This window comes from Peptoniphilaceae bacterium AMB_02, assembly GCA_036321625.1.
Lineage (GTDB): Bacteria > Bacillota > Clostridia > Tissierellales > Peptoniphilaceae > Microaceticoccus > Microaceticoccus formicicus.
In genome coordinates this window covers 1,847,352-1,867,147 of record CP143259.1, presented here as the reverse complement: position 1 = coordinate 1,867,147, position 19,796 = coordinate 1,847,352, and the positions used below count along the sequence as shown (strand labels likewise).

The 19,796-nt window shown below is 37.0% G+C and carries 17 protein-coding genes and 1 riboswitch; all 17 genes read left to right on the top strand.

From position 1 onward, the window contains the following. Positions 1 to 52: 52 nt before the first annotated feature. A riboswitch (cobalamin riboswitch) is annotated at positions 53 to 177 on the bottom strand. 144 nt (positions 178 to 321) lie between these two features. The 17 genes from VZL98_08975 (at position 322) to VZL98_08895 (ending at position 19,795) form a co-directional block, all read left to right on the top strand. Further along, positions 322 to 1,221 (top strand): ABC transporter permease, encoded by a 900-nt coding sequence (locus VZL98_08975; protein WVH62826.1) that lies wholly within the window; start codon positions 322 to 324, stop codon positions 1,219 to 1,221. A gap of 98 nt (positions 1,222 to 1,319) precedes the next feature. After that, positions 1,320 to 2,912 carry a CTP synthase gene (locus tag VZL98_08970; GenBank protein WVH62825.1) on the top strand — a complete coding sequence of 531 codons (1,593 nt, stop codon included), beginning with the start codon at positions 1,320 to 1,322 and terminating at the stop codon, positions 2,910 to 2,912. Between the two features lie 275 nt (positions 2,913 to 3,187). Continuing rightward, positions 3,188 to 4,051 carry a class II fructose-1,6-bisphosphate aldolase gene (gene fba / locus VZL98_08965; GenBank protein ID WVH62824.1) on the top strand — a complete coding sequence of 288 codons (864 nt, stop codon included), beginning with the start codon at positions 3,188 to 3,190 and terminating at the stop codon, positions 4,049 to 4,051. A gap of 10 nt (positions 4,052 to 4,061) precedes the next feature. After that, positions 4,062 to 4,703, top strand: a complete 642-nt coding sequence (fsa, locus tag VZL98_08960) for a fructose-6-phosphate aldolase (GenBank protein WVH62823.1) — start codon at positions 4,062 to 4,064, stop codon at positions 4,701 to 4,703. Positions 4,704 to 4,860: 157 nt separating this feature from the next. Beyond that, the gene (gene glpX / locus VZL98_08955; protein ID WVH62822.1) at positions 4,861 to 5,862 is read left to right on the top strand and encodes a class II fructose-bisphosphatase; all 1,002 of its coding nucleotides are present in this window, start codon (positions 4,861 to 4,863) and stop codon (positions 5,860 to 5,862) included. A 14-nt stretch (positions 5,863 to 5,876) separates the two neighbouring features. Next, positions 5,877 to 7,241 carry a transcription termination factor Rho gene (gene rho / locus VZL98_08950; GenBank protein ID WVH64555.1) on the top strand — a complete coding sequence of 455 codons (1,365 nt, stop codon included), beginning with the start codon at positions 5,877 to 5,879 and terminating at the stop codon, positions 7,239 to 7,241. A gap of 177 nt (positions 7,242 to 7,418) precedes the next feature. After that, complete coding sequence (locus tag VZL98_08945; GenBank protein WVH62821.1) at positions 7,419 to 10,616, top strand: cell wall-binding repeat-containing protein; 3,198 nt, start codon at positions 7,419 to 7,421, stop codon at positions 10,614 to 10,616. Between the two features lie 259 nt (positions 10,617 to 10,875). Further along, a complete protein-coding gene (gene rpmE / locus VZL98_08940) occupies positions 10,876 to 11,076 on the top strand; it encodes a 50S ribosomal protein L31 (GenBank protein ID WVH62820.1) in 201 nt (66 codons plus the stop codon). A 69-nt stretch (positions 11,077 to 11,145) separates the two neighbouring features. Then, positions 11,146 to 12,087 carry a DUF1385 domain-containing protein gene (locus tag VZL98_08935; protein ID WVH62819.1) on the top strand — a complete coding sequence of 314 codons (942 nt, stop codon included), beginning with the start codon at positions 11,146 to 11,148 and terminating at the stop codon, positions 12,085 to 12,087. Continuing rightward, entirely contained in the window at positions 12,081 to 12,881 is an 801-nt protein-coding gene (gene prmC, locus VZL98_08930; protein WVH62818.1) for a peptide chain release factor N(5)-glutamine methyltransferase, read from the top strand. Before VZL98_08935 ends, prmC begins: the two co-directional genes overlap by 7 nt. A 23-nt stretch (positions 12,882 to 12,904) precedes the next feature. Further along, the gene (locus VZL98_08925) at positions 12,905 to 13,432 is read left to right on the top strand and encodes a chromate transporter (GenBank protein ID WVH62817.1); all 528 of its coding nucleotides are present in this window, start codon (positions 12,905 to 12,907) and stop codon (positions 13,430 to 13,432) included. A gap of 34 nt (positions 13,433 to 13,466) precedes the next feature. Continuing rightward, positions 13,467 to 13,994, top strand: a complete 528-nt coding sequence (locus VZL98_08920; protein WVH62816.1) for a chromate transporter — start codon at positions 13,467 to 13,469, stop codon at positions 13,992 to 13,994. Positions 13,995 to 14,107: 113 nt separating this feature from the next. Beyond that, entirely contained in the window at positions 14,108 to 15,175 is a 1,068-nt protein-coding gene (gene prfA, locus VZL98_08915) for a peptide chain release factor 1 (GenBank protein WVH62815.1), read from the top strand. A 1-nt stretch (position 15,176) separates the two neighbouring features. Continuing rightward, on the top strand, positions 15,177 to 16,559 hold the full coding sequence (locus tag VZL98_08910) for a DUF1576 domain-containing protein (protein WVH62814.1): 1,383 nt from the start codon (positions 15,177 to 15,179) through the stop codon (positions 16,557 to 16,559). Next, positions 16,528 to 17,082, top strand: coding sequence for a TetR/AcrR family transcriptional regulator (locus VZL98_08905; protein WVH62813.1), 555 nt, complete (start codon positions 16,528 to 16,530; stop codon positions 17,080 to 17,082). The genes VZL98_08910 and VZL98_08905 overlap by 32 nt, the downstream gene beginning before the upstream one ends. Before the next feature lie 296 nt (positions 17,083 to 17,378). After that, a complete protein-coding gene (locus VZL98_08900; GenBank protein ID WVH62812.1) occupies positions 17,379 to 19,373 on the top strand; it encodes an L-threonylcarbamoyladenylate synthase in 1,995 nt (664 codons plus the stop codon). Beyond that, positions 19,370 to 19,795, top strand: a complete 426-nt coding sequence (locus VZL98_08895; GenBank protein ID WVH62811.1) for a low molecular weight protein arginine phosphatase — start codon at positions 19,370 to 19,372, stop codon at positions 19,793 to 19,795. The genes VZL98_08900 and VZL98_08895 overlap by 4 nt, the downstream gene beginning before the upstream one ends. Position 19,796 lies beyond the last annotated feature (1 nt).

Sequence of the window (19,796 nt, the reverse complement as noted above, 5' to 3'; positions counted from 1 at the left end):
AAATAAAAAAACCCATGGGAACATGGGTATTAAAATAATCATCCTTGGTTCCCGCAAGGATAATCCAATATATCAGTATCTGACTCGTCATAATGACACACAGTAGCGGACCTGCTTGAGATTCTCACTCAATTCCTGATTATATTCAATTAATTTACATTTATAGTATAACATGTTTGATTAGCTTTGTCTACCTAAGTGGATATCTTACTAAAAGTGATATAAAATAGAGTATTTTCATCGTATCTATTGATTAAATCTGGAGCAAGTGATACATTATCTATATTAAGTATTTGATTTCTTTTTTAAAAGGGGATAGTTATGACCGGGATAAATCTTGGGCTTTTAAGTACATTATTAATCATTCAAACTCCGATTTTATTTGCAGCACTTTCTGCAAATGTCGCATCCAGGTCGGGCTATTTCAATGTCGGAATCGAAGGGCTTATGACTATTTCAGCTTTTTTTGCAGTAGTATTCAGCCACTTTTTTCAAAATGCAATTCTGGCTTTCATCCTAACTATGGTACTGGGTTTAGTTCAAGGTCTTATTTTGTATTTTATAGACAATAAACTGAAGGTTAATTCCATTTTGGCAGGGATTGCTTATAATCTCATAGCCATGGGACTTACTTCGATATTATTGAATTTGCTCGGTGACAGAGGGATCTCAACTTCTCTTCAGACTATACCCTTCGCAAGACATTCAGTAAGTATAATGGGGAAGGAAATCTACTATAATATATCATCAATTTTAGGGATATTATCCATTTTCATAATCTACATTTTCAACGAAAAGACCGTCTTGGGAATTAGGATTTTTTCGGTTGGTAAAAGCGTGGAATTTTCAAAAATCAGCGGTTTAAACATAAATAAGTATAGGCTAATTTCATTGCTAATATCTTCTGTCTTGGCTTCTATGGCAGGGGCATCACTAACGCTTGGATATCTGCCATGGTTTTCGAGGGACATGGTGGCCGGAAGAGGATTTATCGGACTTGCAATTGATGTTATGAGCAGCGGTTCGGCTCTATTGTCAGGATTTTTTTCGGTGGTTCTGTCTTTTATGTTCACATTATCGAATCATCAATCTCTCTTTAATTTAAAACCCGAACTTTTAGAGTTAATTCCCTATATGTCTGTGTTTATAATTATTATTTTAAGGATTCAATTGGTCAGAATAAAAAAGAGAAAATACGAAAAAAATAAAGGTATAATATGATTTGAAAAATTTTTTTATCAAGTCTTTAATGTGGTTCTTTACATAGATATATTTTTTTTGGTATAATAAAGGGTGGAAGTATTATCAGGAGGTATAATTTGAATACAAAGTATATATTTGTTACCGGTGGCGTTGTATCGTCCTTAGGAAAGGGAATTACAGCCGCTTCACTTGGAAGATTGCTGAAAAATCGTGGATTAAAAGTACTGTTGCAAAAGTTTGACCCATATCTAAATGTTGATCCGGGAAACATGAGCCCACTTCAACATGGTGAAGTTTTCGTTACTGATGATGGAGCAGAAACCGACCTTGATATCGGTCATTATGAGAGATATGTTGATGTAAGCTTAAATAAACATTCCGATATTACAACCGGAATGGTGTATAGAGCTGTTTTGAATAAGGAGAGGGACGGGTATTTTGAAGGAAGAACCGTTCAAGTTATACCACATATTACCAATGAAATAAAAGATAGGGTACAAAAAGTTGCGAGCGAACAGGAAGTAGATGTCGTAATTACCGAAATTGGTGGAACTGTCGGAGATATTGAAGGACTTCCTTTCTTGGAAGCTATCAGACAGATTAAAAAGGATATCGGAAGAGAAAATGTTATGTATATTCACGTAACACTACTACCTTATCTAACAAAATCTGAAGAGATTAAAACAAAGCCGACTCAGCACAGCGTTAAGGAACTAAGAAGTGTCGGTATTCAGCCGGATCTTTTAATTATAAGAACCGAGCATGAAATAGATCAGGCTTCAAAAGAAAAGATTGCTCTTTTCTGCGACCTTGAACCGGAAGAAGTCATTGAAAACAGTGATGCAGATTCCATATATGAGATTCCACTAATGCTTGAGAAGCAAGGCTTATCAGATCTTGTAGTAGAGCATTTGAATTTGGATGCCAAACCTGTTGATTTGACTGAGTGGAAGGAACTTGTCGATAGAATTAAGAATATTGAAGATGAAATCAATATAACTATGGTAGTTAAATACATCGATCTTAAAGATGCGTATATATCTTTTGTCGAAGCACTTAATCATTCCGGTATTGCCAATGATGTCAATATTAACTTCAACTGGATTGATGCTGAAAAGATAAATGTTGATAATTATGAAGAAGAGTTAAAAGACAGTCATGCTATCATTATCCCTGCTGGTTTTGGAGACAGAGGTCTTAAGGGAATGATTCTTTCTTCTAAATATGCCAGAGAACACGGAGTCCCATTCTTGGGAATAAGCATGGGAATGCATGCTGCAATACTTGATTTAATGATTAATGTTGCAGGGCTTGAGACTGTGAAAGGCGATAGCATCTCTTCAGGAGATGACGATGTTATTCATGCACCTAGAGAAGATGGCGATAAAGACGATAGAAGATTGGGACTTCTTCCATGCAAGACTGTAGAAGGAAGTAAAGCTAGAAGCATATATAATAATGAGTTAATATATGAAAGACACAGAAACAAGTATGAGTTCAATCTAAGGTATTTAGATAAATTAATAAATACCGGAGCAATTGCATCGGGAGTTTCGCCTGATGAAAAGTATATGGAAATCTTTGAACTTGTGGATCATCCTTGGTTTATGGGTGCACAATTCCATCCGGAATTTTTATCCAGACCAAATAGACCACACCCGCTTATCACAAGCTTGGTAGAGAGTGCTAAAGATTTCAGAGATAAATAAATTAAATAAAAAGCCGGCCTATAGATTACCTATAGGCCTCAGCTATGTATAGGTTTTCTATCATTTAGGTATATTCTAAACTATATCTTAATTACAAATTATGTTATAATTGTAATAGTAGAGTTAGCGAATTTCTATTATTTAGTATGATTATTTATAGATGTGAAATACGTTAGCTTAGTTCGATTATTTCGTTTGTATTATTTCATTAGAGCTAAGTAGCTTATGTTTTTCCGTAGAACATTAATTAATTAAATATATTAGGAGGTAATTAGATGTTAGTATCAGCTGAAAAAATGTTAAAGGACGCATTAAAAGGCAAGTATGCAATTGGACATTTCAACATTAATAACCTGGAGTGGACCAAAGCGGTTCTTGAGACTGCAGAAGAGATGAAATCCCCTGTTATCCTAGGTGTTTCAGAAGGCGCCGGAAAGTACATGGGTGGATTCAAAACAGTTGTCGGCATGGTTAAAGGAATGGTTGAAGAATTAAATATTACTGTACCGGTTGCAATCCATCTTGATCACGGTTCTTACGATGGAGCTAAAAAAGCAATCGAAGCCGGATTTACTTCAGTAATGTTTGACGGATCTCATTATCCAATAGATGAGAATGTTGAAAAAACCAAGGAAATTGTCGAGTTGGCACATTCTAAAGGAATCTCCGTTGAAGCAGAGGTAGGCGCAATCGGTGGAGAGGAAGATGGTGTTGTAGGATCCGGTGAAATTGCAGATCCAATGGAATGTAAGAGAATTTCCGAACTGGGCATAGATTTTCTAGCGGCAGGTATTGGAAATATTCACGGTCAATACCCGGAAAACTGGAAGGGATTGGACTTCGATGCACTTGCAAAAATTCAAGAGCAAATCGGAGATATGCCATTAGTACTACATGGTGGAACCGGTATTTCTGAAGAGATGATTAAGGAATCTATCTCACTTGGAGTATCCAAGATAAATGTAAATACTGAATGTCAATTGGCATTTGCGGCTGCTACCAGAGAGTATATTGAAGCAGGTAAAGATAGAGAAGGTAAGGGGTTTGACCCTAGAAAACTACTTGCACCGGGAACTGCTGCAATCAAAGAAGTAGTAAAAGAAAAAATGGAGATCTTCGGATCTATAAATAAAGCATAGAGGAGAATATATGAAATTTTTTATTGATACTGCAAATATAGATGAAATTAAAGAAGTTGCTTCATGGGGTATTTTGGATGGAGTAACTACAAACCCTTCACTTATTGCTAAGGAAGGCAGAGTATTCGAGGAAGTAATTAAAGAGATTTCGAGTATAGTGGATGGACCTATCTCTGCGGAAGTTATTTCTGTAGAAGCGGAAGGTATGCTTGAAGAAGCTAGAGAACTTGCCAAGATACACGAGAATATTGTTATCAAGCTTCCAATGACTAAAGAGGGATTGAAAGCGTGCAGCGTGCTTACATCAGAAGGTATAAAGACAAATGTTACTCTTATCTTCTCTACCAATCAAGCACTTCTTGCAGCAAAAGCCGGTGCTACTTATGTAAGTCCTTTCCTAGGCAGAGTAGATGATATCGGTACTGATGGAATGGAATTGGTAGCGCAAATAGCCGAGATTTTCTATAATTACGGAATTGAAACTGAGATTATAGCAGCATCAGTAAGACATCCTCTTCATGTAACGCAAATTGCAGAAACAGGTGCTGATATAGCGACAATACCTTACAAGGTATTTGAACAAATGCTTAAGCATCCGCTTACTGATATCGGAATTGAAAGATTCCTTAAAGATTGGGAAGGCGTAAAGTAGTTCTAAATTAAACTGATATTTAATAATGATTTGGCGCATTACGAAAATCATCTAAAAAATATAAAAAACAACACCAAAGCTAAATTTAGGATTTGGTGAATCTCAGAAAGACTCAAAAGGATACGAAAGTATCCTTACATACAATGAGGAGGAAAATATGGATAGAAATTTACCTTTAAACTTAGTCAGGGTAACTGAAGCTGCTGCAATACTGGCATCTAAACACCTTGGTAGAGGAGATAAAATTGCGGCTGACCAAGCTGCAGTAGATGGAATGAGATCCATGCTTGAAGATCTTGACATGGACGGTATTGTCGTTATCGGTGAAGGAGAAATGGACGAAGCTCCAATGTTATATATAGGAGAACATGTCGGTAGAGCGGAAGCGAATAGTCCGAAAGTCGACATTGCAGTTGACCCGGTTGACGGTACTGAGTTGGTTGCAAATGGAGCTAATAATGCGATTGCTGTTATTGCTGCTGCACCTAGAGGAACTCTTCTTCATGCACCTGATATGTATATGGATAAATTGGCTGCCGGACCTGATGCAATAGATGCTGTTCATATTGACCTACCGGTTGAAATGAATATAAGAAGGCTTGCGAAAGCGCTTAATAAAGACGTTACAGAGCTTATAGTATCAGTGCTTAACAGACCCAGACATGCTGAGTTGATAAATAGAATCAGAGAAACCGGTGCCAGAATAAAACTGTTCGGTGCCGGCGATATTGCTACTGCGATTTCTACTTGCTTCCCACAAGCAGGTGTCGATATGATGCTTGGTATTGGAGGAGCCCCTGAAGGAGTTATTGCTGCAGCTGCACTTAAGGCTATGGGTGGAGTATTCCAAGGAAAACTCGTTCCGGAAAACGAAGAACAAGTTCAAAGATGTAGAGCAATGGGGATAGAAATAGTTGACAGAATTTGGGAAATGGACGACCTTGTAAAAGGTGAGGACTGTATGTTTGCAGCTACAGGTGTTACAGACGGTGACTTCCTAAGAGGAGTCATGCAAGTGTCAAAAGGTCAAGTGAAAACTCATTCAGTGGTAATGAGAGCAGAAACAGGAACTATTAGATTTATTAATGCTATTCACAAGGTTGCGAGAAAACCTGAGTATGCTGAAAGACAAAATATGATTCCCATAATAAGATTATAGGGTGATTTATGTTAATTAACGAAGAAGTATTAGCGGATAAAAAACTGGATGATTTAAGAGTAATTGCAAAAGCTCTCGGGGTACCCGGTATAACCAGATATAGAAAAAATGAATTAATCGAAGCCATTATCGAACAAACTGCTGAAAACAGCAAACAAAATGATGAAGTTGCACCTGAGATAGTTGTAGATGAATCGGAAGAATCTGAAACTGCAATAGACACGGGTGAATCTACGTCGCAAGGAGATAAAAACAGACTCCCTGTCTCGGGAGTGCTGGATCTTCATTCAGACGGTTACGGATTCTTAAGATCGGACAATTTCGATTCCGGCGATGATGATATCTACGTTTCTCCAATGCAAGTCAGAAGATTTAGACTCAAAACAGGAGATTATGTAGAAGGATTTACCAGAGAAAAGAAGGAATCGGAGAAGTTTGGACCATTAATATATGTAAAAACCGTTAATGGTGACTCTCCTGAATTTGCAAGAAATAGAGCTCAATTTGAAGATCTAACACCTATTTATCCCATAGAAAAGATAATTCTAGAAGGTGGATCTGCTCAACTCTCTACGAGATTGATAGATTTAATCTCACCAATCGGTAAAGGACAGAGAGGTTTAATCGTTTCTCCACCTAAAGTAGGAAAGACGACTCTAATCAAGCAGATTGCAAACTCAGTTGTAAAACAATATCCTGAAATGTATGTCATAGTATTACTTATAGACGAAAGACCCGAAGAAGTAACTGATATGGAGAGGTCTGTAATTGGTGAAAAAGTCGAGATAGTAGCCTCTACTTTTGATGAACTACCGATAAATCATGTAAGAGTTTCTGAAATAGTGCTTGAAAGAGCCAAAAGACTCGTTGAACATGGCAAGGATGTAATGATACTTCTAGACAGTATTACAAGACTTACAAGGGCTTACAATATTACATCACCTGCATCCGGCAGAACTCTGTCAGGCGGACTTGATCCGATGGCGCTACACAAACCGAAGAGATTCTTTGGAGCTGCGAGAAAGATTGAAAACAACGGTTCTCTTACAATCTTAGCAACTGCCCTCATAGATACCGGTTCCAGAATGGATGATGTTATCTACGAAGAATTTAAAGGAACGGGCAATATGGAGATTCATCTGGATAGAGAATTATCCAATGTTAGAATCTTCCCGGCAATTGATATCTACAAATCGGGCACGAGAAGAGAAGAACTGCTTCAATCGGCAGATGAATTAGAAGCGATGAGAAAGATTAGAAGAGCGCTCTCGAATTCTACCAATTACGACATAGCAGAAACAATAATAAATACACTTGCTAAAACAAAATCAAACCAGAATTTTGTAAGCATAGTAAACGATAATAGAATAAGTTTTTAAAATAGTATCCGGCAATTAATTGCCGGGTATTTTTATAATTGATTGGATTTTTTTACTAGTACATCTAAGTTTTTAGAACTATCTTTCGGTCCAAGGGTCTGAATTTGTAGTATACAATTACTATATGATAAAATAGATAATTAGATACTGCAAATTATTGTATTGGGAGGAATATCTTTGAAAAAAATTAGATTTACATATATAGGGAAATTAATAGCTCTATTATTTTGTCTTAGTATTTTAAGCGTTTCATCACATGCATCCGAAATACTTCCGGGCACTTCAATAACCGGTATTGGAAAAGTTAGGGATGCTTTTATTAGGGAGATATATCCCGGTGTAAACTGGACCTATATCAATTCAAATAATAATGTAGGAATACAAAAAACTCATCTGATAGATACCAATTATTCTACCAATGATTTAGAAGTTATTTCGAGTTTTGGTCCTTATATATATGGTGGAGACAGACTTTCGTCTCTTGTAAGGTCAGCTGAAGAGAGTGGTTACAGAGTTATTTTTGCGATTAATGGTGACAGTTACGACACTTCAACAGGAGTGCCAAAGGGGATTATGATTGATGCCGGAATACTTCATCATTATTCACCGGCATATAAAAAAGCGCTCGGCTATACTCATGACAGAAAAGTAGTAACGGGAACTGCTGATTTTGACATAGTGGCAAAGGCTGGAGACAAGAATATATCTGTGACATATTTAAATAGAGACAGAAAGTCGAATGATACAGCTGTCTACTTGCAAACAGATCGTTTTAGCGATTCCACAAAATCAAAAGCAGCCGGAGTCGAAGTTGTTTTAAAAGCAAATTCTGAATCTGATACGGGAATTGTGATTGGGTCTACAGTACAGACGACTGTCGTAAGTGTCAATAATGTACAAGGCACGCAGCAGACTAAAATTGGAAAAGGTCAGTTTGTACTCTCTGCAGGCAGTAAATCGGCTAATTTTAAAAATATATCACAATTAAAGCCGGGACAGAATGTGAGCATATCAGCTGTGAATAAATCACAAGATGTAAACTGGGCAAATGTTAAATCGGCCATAGGTATTTATATGACCCTTATGGAAAACGGTCAGCACAACCAGACTTACTACAATACCTCTGATATTCATCCCAGAACCGGTTTGCTGACCGCTTCCAATGAAAATACTGAGTTTATGCTAAGTGACGGTAGGAGAGCGGGGCATGCCATAGGTATGAGGTTTTCACATATGGTGGATTATGCCAAGAGTAAATCATATCCGAATCTTTACAATTTTGATGGTGGCGGCTCATCTACTATTTATGTAACACTGCCGGGAGACGAAAATGCAACTCTTTTAAATAAACCTTCAGATGGTAGGGAGAGATCTAATAGTAATGCCCTGCTATTTGTAAGACCACGTCAGAATGGGAACAGCGCTCAGAAACTTCATGTATATGGGGACGGTTTTTCAAATAGTTCGGTTGTCTTTCTTGGAGAGTCTATAAATCTGGTCACTAAGGCTACAGACAATTCCTATAATCCTGTGGCGATAAGTGCTGATGATTTAAGCTACTCAGTAGAAGGAAATATAGGAAGTGTGGATGCAAGCGGGAAATTTACTGCAGGGCTCGTGAATGGAACGGGGACTGTTACAATAAAACATAACCCAAGCGGAATCAGTACCAGGTACAATATAAAAGTAGACGGTACTATAACCGGGATAGAAGCTTCAAAACCGGTGCTGAATTTTGCTTTAAATGAAGTGGAAAAGCTTGAAATCTATGGAATAGCCGGAAATAGGAGAATTCTGATACCGGCTTCACTTCTCACTTACGGAGTAGATAATGCAGATATAGGCAGTATTTCATCAACCGGAGTATTTACTGCAGGCAGTGGTAAAGCAAAGGGAAGCATCAAAGTGAGTTATGGAAACCTTAGCGTAGATATACCTGTTGAAATAGGTAAGGAGCCTGTTCTTTTAAACTCATTTGATAGGGAACTGGCTAAAGATAATTGGCAGTGGAGATTTTTCAATGACAATGGAAGAAGGGGCGGCAGTGCATCTGCTTCTATTAATACAAATCCTGAGTATATCAAATCGGGTGAAGGGTCTCTGCGCATAGATTACGATTTTGAGACAAGACCTGCTACAGGAGTGGTTGCGATAGAAGTCGGTCCAAGTAATGGATATGGAAAGCTTGAGGGTTATCCGACTGCGATCGGTACTTGGGTTTATGGAAATGGCAGTGGAATGTGGCTCAGAATGCAGCTTAAGCCTCTAGATTATATTGGAGAAGTGTATATCGACTGGACGGGATGGAAGTATGTGGAGATACCTATACCTTCAAGCTCAAAACATCCTTATGAACTGGTTTGGGGAATCAGAATGGTATGTGAACCGGATAGTGCATACAATAATACGAAGGGCAGCTTGTTCTTCGATGATATATCGGTATTATATGGAAGCAGGACGGAAAAACCTGAGATATGCAGAGTTGAGAGAGTATTTGGTTCTGACAGATTTAAAACTGCAACTGCCATCAGTAGAACATACGCCGATTCCGCAGATACGGTAATTCTTGCAAATGCACACAATTATCCTGATGCACTTGCAGGAGCGCCGCTTGCAAGTATATTAAATTCGCCTATCTTGATTACAGGTAAAGATAATTTGCCGGATGATATACTATCAGAGATAAAAAGATTAAATCCAAGCAATGTACTTCTACTTGGAGGAGAAAACAGCATAAGCATGGGAGTCTCCGAGAAACTCACTCAAAATGGATATAATGTAAAAAGGATATCCGGTACAAACAGATATCAAACCTCGGTAGAAATCGCTACAGTTTTAAGGGATAGTTACAAATCCAATACCATTTGTATAGCCAGTGGTGAAAACTATCCTGATGCTCTTGCGCTAACGCCTATTGCAATAAGTCAAAAGTCTCCAATATTATTAATAGGAAGAGATAGAATCGATACTTTTGTAAAACAGTCAATTATGGATTGGGGTATAGATAGAATTGTAATTGCCGGAGGACCTAATACGGTTTCAAATGAGGTTGAAGAAGAGCTTAAATCTCTTGGCGTGCAGGTTACAAGATTCTATGGCAAGGATAGATACGATACATCTGTCAGCATTGCAAAATCAGGACTTACAGATATCAAATCTGCTTTTATTACGGACGGCAGCAATTTTGTAGATGCACTTACAGCAGGTCCTTTAGCAGGTAAGAATAGTGGGGCTATTCTGTTAAGTTCTAAGACTGAACTGCCGGGAGTAGTGAAATCCTATTTAACTGATACGGGTATAAAAGATATAACTGTAATTGGAGGACCTTCTTCCGTGAGTGATTTAATTTTGGAAAATCTTTGCAATATAAGATAATATGGTTTAAATTTTGATTAAGAGTAATACGTGTAATTGCTGCATTCACATGCACTTATGCATGTGATGTGAATACTTTAATGAGTTTTAAGCCGATAGATAAATATTTAAGGCAAGGGTTTATTGGGTATAAATAAAGAGCAGGAAAAAATATTAAATACTTTAAAATAAGTTTATAAAAAATCTTGCAATAGATGTCAACTCGTGTTATAATTCAGTAGTTAGTAAGAATTATTTTGTTTTAAAAGAGGTGAAAATAATGAAAGACGGAATTCATCCTGAATATCACGAAGCAACAGTTACTTGTGCTTGTGGAAATACATTTACTACAGGATCCACTAAAGAAAACCTAAAAGTAGAGATTTGCTCAGAATGTCATCCATTCTACACTGGAAGACAGAAATTTGTTGAGCGTGGTGGTAGAGTAGAGAGATTTAAGAAGAAATATAATAGAGATTAATTTCTTAGGTCTAAAAAAGGTTAGTGGATTTCACTAACCTTTATTTTGTTATAAGGATAATGGAGAATTATGACAGACAATACAATAAAAAGAAAGACTAGTATCGGAGGACAAGCTCTGATAGAAGGGATTATGATGAGAGGTCCCATTTTAACTTCAATTGCCGTTAGAAAACCGAATGGCGAAATTGAGCTTAAAGTAGATAAAACTAAAAGCATCTCATTAAAAATAGGAAAACTTCCCTTTATAAGAGGAATGGTTGGTCTGGTTGATGCGATGAGAATCGGCACAGATGCACTGATGTATTCGGCATCCTTTTATGAAGAGGAAGAAGACGAGTCTAATGAAAAAAAGGGCGATGGACTTATGGAGAGAATCTTTAAGGACAAGACGGACAGGGTCATGGAAGTCTTTGCACTGGTTCTATCCGTGGTTGTAGCTTTAGTTCTGTTCTTCTTCATACCTACAACAGTTACTTCGCTATTCAAAAATTATATAAAAAATTCAGTTGCCTTAAATCTAATAGAGGGATTGATAAGAATCGCCATATTCCTAACATATATTTCAGTTGTATCACTAATGGAAGATATGAAAAGGGTGTTTATGTACCATGGCGCAGAACATAAGTCCATATTCTGTTATGAAAAAGGACTTGATTTGACAGTTGAGAATGTTAGAGTTCAGCCTAGACTTCATCCAAGATGCGGTACGAGTTTTTTGTTCTCCGTGATGCTGATATCCATAGTTGTACTATCCTTTTTCGGATGGCCAAATCCATGGGTCAGGATGCTGACTAGATTGGCAGCACTACCGCTCATTGTGGGTATCTCATATGAGGTTAATAAGGTTCTGGGAAGATCTGATAATCCGATTGCCAGAGCTTTGGTTTACCCCGGACTTTTCATTCAAAAGATTGCCACAGTTAAAGAGCCGACTGATGACATGATAGAGGTTGCGATAACGGCTTTAAAGGAAGTAATACCTGAAAATCCGGAGTTGGACAAATGGTAATTTCTGATCTTTTCAAATTATGGGATAAAAATGAATTAACGATAGCACTAAATCATTTTTATGGATATAAGAGGGAAGAATTACTTTTAAATCCAAATAGAGAATTAAAACCGGATGAGCTTGAAAAGATGCTCGACTTAATAGAGAAGAGAAAAAAGCATATACCTCTTCAGTATATACTTGGCAAATGGTGGTTCTATGATATTGAAGTCGAAGTTGAAGAGGGAGTTTTAATTCCAAGACCGGAGACGGAAATACTCGTAGAAAAAGCGATAGCTTTAACTAAACCCGGTATGAAGATACTGGAGATAGGAACCGGAACGGGTATAATAGCAATATCACTTGCAAAGCACACAGTGGCTGAGATTATTGCAGTAGATATATCTGAGCGGTGTATAGACCTATCCAATAGGAATGTGAGCTTGAATAATATCAGTGGTATTGATTTTAGAAAATCTGATTTATATGAGGCTGTTGAAGGTCTAAAATTTGATATGATCGTCAGCAATCCGCCTTATATAAGTGAAAATGAACGAGATAAACTTGAAAAAGAGCTATCCTATGAACCGGAGAACGCTCTTTTTTCGGGTGATGACGGATTGGATATTATTCGTGAAATTATATATAAAGCAGTTTATTATCTTAACAAAAAGGGTATCATTATAATTGAGATAGGTTTTGATCAAGGTGAAGCTGTTAGAGATTTGCTGAAAAATAGTAATTTCACCGGTATAGAATTGATAAAAGATTACAATGGCCTTGATAGGGTGGTTGTCGGTAGATTAGCTGGTTAGAATAGTACAATCGAGGTGATTATTTGGGTGAATATATAGATATATTTATCGCATTTCTAAAAATTGGTGCATTTAGTTTCGGTGGAGGCTATGCAATGATTCCAATGATAAGACAAGAGGTGCTTATTAATAATTCCTGGATGACTGAACTTGAACTGGTGGATATAATTGCGGTATCACAAATGACTCCGGGACCGATTGCTATTAACTTGGCTACTTATTTAGGCTTTAAGATACATGGCGTTTTAGGTTCACTTGTGGCGACGATTGCAGTTACATTACCGTCCTTTGTGGTTATGTCTATATTCTACTTGGCTGTTAAGAAACTCGCCGGTAACAAGTATATGGGCTGGTTTTTTACAGGTCTCAAACCGGTTGTAGTCGGGCTTATATTGGCAGGACTGCTTTCCGTAGTAGGGAGTAGTATAATAGATGGCGGTACAGCTATCATACTTTTAATATCTTTTTATTTAGCACATATTAGAAAATGGCATCCCATTAAAGTAATCGGGGTGGCGGCACTTATTGGTTTATTGGCTTATGGAATTTAAATGAGAAAGAGAACATGTTATAATGTTATTTCAAATGTTTAAGGTTTTTTTATCAATAGGGATGTTCACATTTGGCGGTGGTGTTGCAATGATACCCATCATCGAAAAAGAAGTTGTGACAAATAGAAAATGGTTGACGGATGACGATTTTTTAGATGTAATTGCCATGGCTCAAGCATCGCCCGGAGTTATGGCTGCAAACATGAGTATTTTCATAGGATATAAACTGAAAGGTTTTATGGGAGCATTGGTATGCCTTGTAGCGGCAATACTTCCTTCATTCCTAATAATGCTTGCTATAGCCGCATTTTTTGCGGGTTTTAGAGATTTGAAGTTTGTCGACAGCATGTTTAAAGGTATTAGAGCAGCGGTGGTAGCACTCTTGGCATCCTCAGTTCTAATACTATCTACGAAAAGTAATTTTAAATTAATACAATTCGTATTTGTGCTAATCGTTGCGGTGCTTGTAATCTACTTAAAAGTAAGTCCCATTTGGCTTATACTTGCAGGTGGAATAGGTTATATTATTTATAAATTGTTAATTTTGGCAATTAAGAGATAGTACAATTTGAGAGATTTTTTAAAAGTAATTAAGGTAAATATAAATGATATATGTAATATTTTAGGACATGGTATCATTATTTTATTCTCATACAAAAATAGGGGTGAACAAATATGAAAGACAAGTTACTGGCTATTGAGAAGAGGTTCAATGAACTGGAACAGAAGATAATAGATCCTGAAGTTATGAAGGATATGCCTACTTGGCAAAGGTATTGTAAGGAACATTCCGATCTTCAACCTATAATCGATATAGCAAGAGAATATATAGATAATGATAAGATTATCGAAGAGGACAAGCAGATGCTAAATGAAGCGTCTGACGATGATATGAAAGAGCTATTAAAGGAAGAGATCGATGAAAGATCCAAGGCTCTAGAAGTACAGGAAGAGGAGATTAAAATCCTTCTACTTCCGAAGGATCCTAATGATCATAAGAATGTTATCGTGGAGATCAGGGCAGGAGCAGGTGGAGACGAAGCCGGACTCTTTGCAGGAGATCTGTATAGGATGTATCAAATGTATGCTGATTCCAGAGGCTGGAAAACCGAGGTAATGAGTTTTAGTGATCAAGGAGTTGGCGGTGTAAAAGAAGCCATCTTTATGATCAATGGTAAAGGTGCTTATTCGATGCTGAAATACGAGTCGGGAGTGCATAGAGTTCAAAGAGTTCCAACCACTGAATCAAGTGGTAGAATCCATACTTCAACAGCAACTGTTGCAGTACTGCCTGAAGCAGAGGATGTCGATGTTGAAATAAATCAATCGGATCTAAGAGTTGATGTCTACAGATCTTCTGGAAATGGTGGACAGTCAGTTAATACTACAGACTCAGCTGTTAGAATTACACATATACCTACGGGTATCGTAGTTTCGTGTCAGGATGAAAAATCACAGCTTAAGAATAAAGATAAGGCTATGAAGATTTTGAAAACCAGACTTTATGATAAGATGCTTGAAGAGCAAAATGCTGAAATCTCTGAGAATAGAAGATCTCAAGTCGGTACAGGTGACAGATCCGAGAGGATTAGAACTTATAATTTCCCTCAAGGTAGAATAACCGATCACAGAATAAATATGACCATTTATCAGCTCGAGTCATTCTTAAATGGAGATATCCAGGAGATGATAGACTCACTTATTACAGAAGACCAGACAAAGAAACTGGCTGCAGTAAGTTAATATGAGGCTTTTAGTTAATAATAGATTGGAAAGGGAAGAGCTGATAAAATACTTTGTGCTATTTGGCTTTGCGGTATTTTCAATAGGCATAGGATTTTACTTTTCAACTCCTTCCGAAATTCTTAACGGATTGAAGGCTTTAATAATACATCATGGTCTTGTAGATACAGACGCTTTTTATATAGGTGGAATAGGTGCGGCATTTGTGAATTCGGGCTTGGCAGTTGTAATCAGTCTTGCATTATTTGTCTTAACCAGAACGAGAATCGGTTCCGGAGAGATATCGGGAATACTGATGGTATTCGGTTACTCTTTTTTTGGAAAGACAATTTTCAACATGCTGCCACTGACTTTAGGAGTCTACTTCTATGCGTTTTTAACTAAAGACAAGCTTTCGGTTCATTCACCGATGGCCTGTTATGCATCTGCAGTAGGACCCATAGTTTCGGTCCTGGCTTTTCACAACGAGTTTTTAGGTTATGGGAGTTTATTTGCGATTATTTTCGGTATTATCGTAGGTTTTATTACCGGAATTCTAATAGCTTATTTTGCAAAACTTATGAAGGTTTTGATTAGAGGAAAATCAATGTATGTTGGAGGATTTACAGCCGGAGTAGTGGCGATACTGATGAATTCACTACTTAAAGGGATAGGTCTTGGACATGGTCCTTATGAAAATCCTCCTTTTGTCGACCAATCATATAGCATGCCGCTTGTAATAAGCATGGTATTATTGTTTTTATATTTAATTATTATAGGGGTTATAGGTCATGGCGGACTGGTGTATTCACTTAAGCTTTTAATCGAAGAGAACCCCAAAAGAGACTATGTTAAATCGCATGGTTTTTATGTTGCAATAACAAGTGCTGGTCTTCTGGGTTTAATAGGATTGCTTTATTTTTTAATAATGCCCGGAGCAAAAATGCATGGCGAGATGTGGGCGGGTATTTTCACCATGTCTGCATTCTCAGTAATTGGTTTGATTCCAAGATATATCTATCCTTTTATCATTGGTATGGTAGGTGGAGGATTTTTAATCGGAGGAGTAAATGGCATTGTTACAGGCGGAGGATTTCTCACCGGAGCTATGACCAAAATAGCTGCTAGACCTACAATGATGGGGACTTATGTGGGAAGCGGTATATCACCGGTTACTGAAAAATTTGGATTAAGACAGACGATAGTTTTAGGATTAATATATGGAATAATTACGCCTAATCTGGCGGTTATACATGGATGGATGAACACGTATAATAGTGGTTTTGCACTTGGACTTGTAGTTATATTATTCTGTACTGAAGAATTTAGACTCATTAATGCCGAGATGGCACTTTATGACAGAATGAACAAATATGGGTTTATGGATAGGTTTAAAGACAAATAGTGAGGTGAGTAAAATACCAAGACAAAAGATTACAAGAGAGATGATTTTAAGCGAGGCATTTGAAATTACCAGAGAATTTGGGATTGACTCTGTGAACACTGGTGTTGTATCAAAATCCTTGGGCTGCTCGGTACAGCCTATATACTCTTATTTTAAAAATATGGATGATTTGAAAATCGCCATTTACAATAAAACTCATAGAGAATTCAATGACAGATTTAATTCGGGCATGAGTATGGAGACTGCCATCTCAGAATATGTGAAATTTGCATATGAAGAGAGGAATTTATTTTCATTACTGTTTTTGGGAAACTTCAAGGAGCTGTATAGTAAATCTAAAAAACTGGATGGCAAAAACGACATTTTTACTGAATTATTAAATGAAGAGAAAAAGGATAATAAAAAGTTTGAACAATTCGTTTTTGCACATGGTATTGCATCACTTATAGTAAATGATAAGCTCGATATGAGTTTTGAAGAAATTAGAAAAAGGATTAAGCGGTTTAATAGTAAAACAGAATAGTGGTTAAGAGTAAAAGTTTCAAAAGTCGTCACGCTTTTTGAAACTTTTATTTTTATTTGAGTTAAATCTGATTTTTTACTGATTTTAAAATGTGAATTTACCGTGTTTTAAAGATGGTGGATACAATTTTTTATTTAAGGGATAAATACAAATGATTTTTATTATATAATTATTATTTCCCATAATTAAGCCGATTATACTTGTATCTATTCAAGTTTAAATATATAATTTATATAGGAGATTATTATAGATAAATAGTTTTCTCTAATGATATAAGACAAAAATGAGGTATATAATTGATAGATTATTTAGCGAAATTATTTATAAAAAGATATAAGGATACAGATGACCCAATCGTTCAGTCGGAGTATATATCTCTGTCCGGATCTTTGGGGCTTGCTCTTAACCTAATTTTATTTGCTTCAAAGCTGGTGGTAGGTTTTATTACCAACAGTATTTCTATAATTTCCGACTCGTTCAATAACCTGAGCGATTCACTTACTTCTGTTATTGCGATAATAGGAGCTTTGGCGAGTAAAAAACCGGCAGATAAGGAGCACCCACAAGGACATGGAAGATTTGAGTATATAGCATCGCTTTTTGTGTCTATGATTATTATGTACGTAGGGTTTGAACTTTTCAAGAATTCCATTTCAAAAATTAGACATCCCGAAGCTTATGATTTCAGTGCACTGGCAATAGGAGTCTTGGTTTTTTCAAATATTGCAAAAGTATATATGTATTTCTATAATACAAAGCTTGCTAAGAGGTTTAATTCTACTCTAAACGACGGAGTAGCTAAGGATAGTTTGAACGATGTTGTAGCCACGACCGGTATTTTATTAGCAGGCATTATTTCTGTGTGGACAGGTAAAAACCTCGACGGAATTGCGGGGCTATTGATTTCATTTCTGGTTTTTAAAACGGGTTTGGATTTTGCAAGATCCACTGTGTCAATTCTGGTTGGGGAGCAACCTGATGAAGAACAAATCGAATCTATTGTTAAGGAGATTGAGAAGGGTAAGTACATCAAGGGTTATCATGATTTGATAATTCATAATTATGGAAGAGGTAAGATTATAGCATCGGTACATGTTGAAATACCCATAGATATCTCCGTAGTGGAAATCCACGATATCATCGACGGTATTGAGCGAAAAGTCTTAAACAAAACGGGTATTGAACTTGTAATCCATATGGACCCAAGTTATAGCCTATATGAGCAGTATTTAAATAAGGAGACGGATGTGGAGACTAAGGTAGTCGATATTTTAGATTTAGAAAATGATAAAAGAAAATTAGAAACTGCAGCAGAGATTATAAAAAATGGTGGACTGGTTGCTATGCCGACCGAAACAGTATACGGACTGGCTGCTGATGGACTCAATCCCGATGCGGTCAAAAAGATATTTGAAGTCAAGGGTAGACCTTCTGATAATCCATTGATATTACATGTTTCATCTATTGATGAAGTAGTGCCCCTTGTAAGTGAAATCAGCGTCAATGCAAAGATGTTGATGGAGAAATTGTGGCCTGGTCCACTAACTATAATCTTTAAAAAGAGTGAGATTGTACCTGATATTATTACGGCAGGGGGAGATACAGTCGCAATTAGAATGCCGGATAATGAGATAGCTAAGACATTGATTAAACTGTCGGGGACACCAATTGCAGCACCAAGCGCCAATCTTAGTGGTAAACCTTCACCGACAAATGCCATAGATGTATTTGTGGATATGAACGGTAAAATCGATATGATACTAGATGGTGGAGGATGTAAGATTGGAATCGAGTCCACTGTAGTAGATGTAGTAGATGTAAATCCAAAGATACTTAGACCGGGATACTATGGATATGATACCATAAGCGGTATTATTCCCAATATCAACTACGATTGGTCCTTAGTTAAAGACGGTGAAACGCCGAGATCTCCCGGACAAAAATATAGGCATTATGCACCTAAGGCCGAACTCTTAGTTTATAGCGTAAAGCTTCCGGATTTAATAACAAGGATGCAAGAAGACATAGCCAAGTTTAAACAGGAAGGTAAAAAAGTTGGAGTAATGACTTTTACAGAAAATATGCCTCTTTATGATGGGGATGTAATACTAAATGTTGGTTCTATCTACGATTTGGATGAAATGGCAAGAGTTTTATTCTCCAAGCTGAGGGATTTCGATAGAATGGGTGTGGATATAATACTGGCTGAAGGAGTCGAAGAGACTGGACTTGGTTTTGCCATTATGAATAGATTAAAAAAATCTGCCGGAGACAGGGTGATAGAAAAGTGAAAAAAATAGCTTTTATCTGTACCGGAAATACTTGCAGATCGCCGATGGCGGAGGGGATTTTTAATTCTATAGCCAAAGACTATACCGCAAGCTCGATGGGACTATTTCCAAGTTTTTCGGGAGCTGCCAAAAATGCCATTACCGTAATGGATAGTATGGGAATAGATATTGCGAATCATGTATCTAAAGGCTTGTCTGGTATGGATGATTATGAACTTATTCTTACAATGACTGAGGATCAATCAAGATTATTAAAATCGGAACTGGGTCTCGATAATATATATAGTTTGAAAGAGTTTACAACCGGTAAAGCGGGCGATGTTGCAGACCCGTATGGCGGAGATTTAAAAGAATATGAATTAACAGCAAATGAATTGAAAGAACTGATAATTAAATTAGTTAAAAAATTGGAGGGAAGCTAAT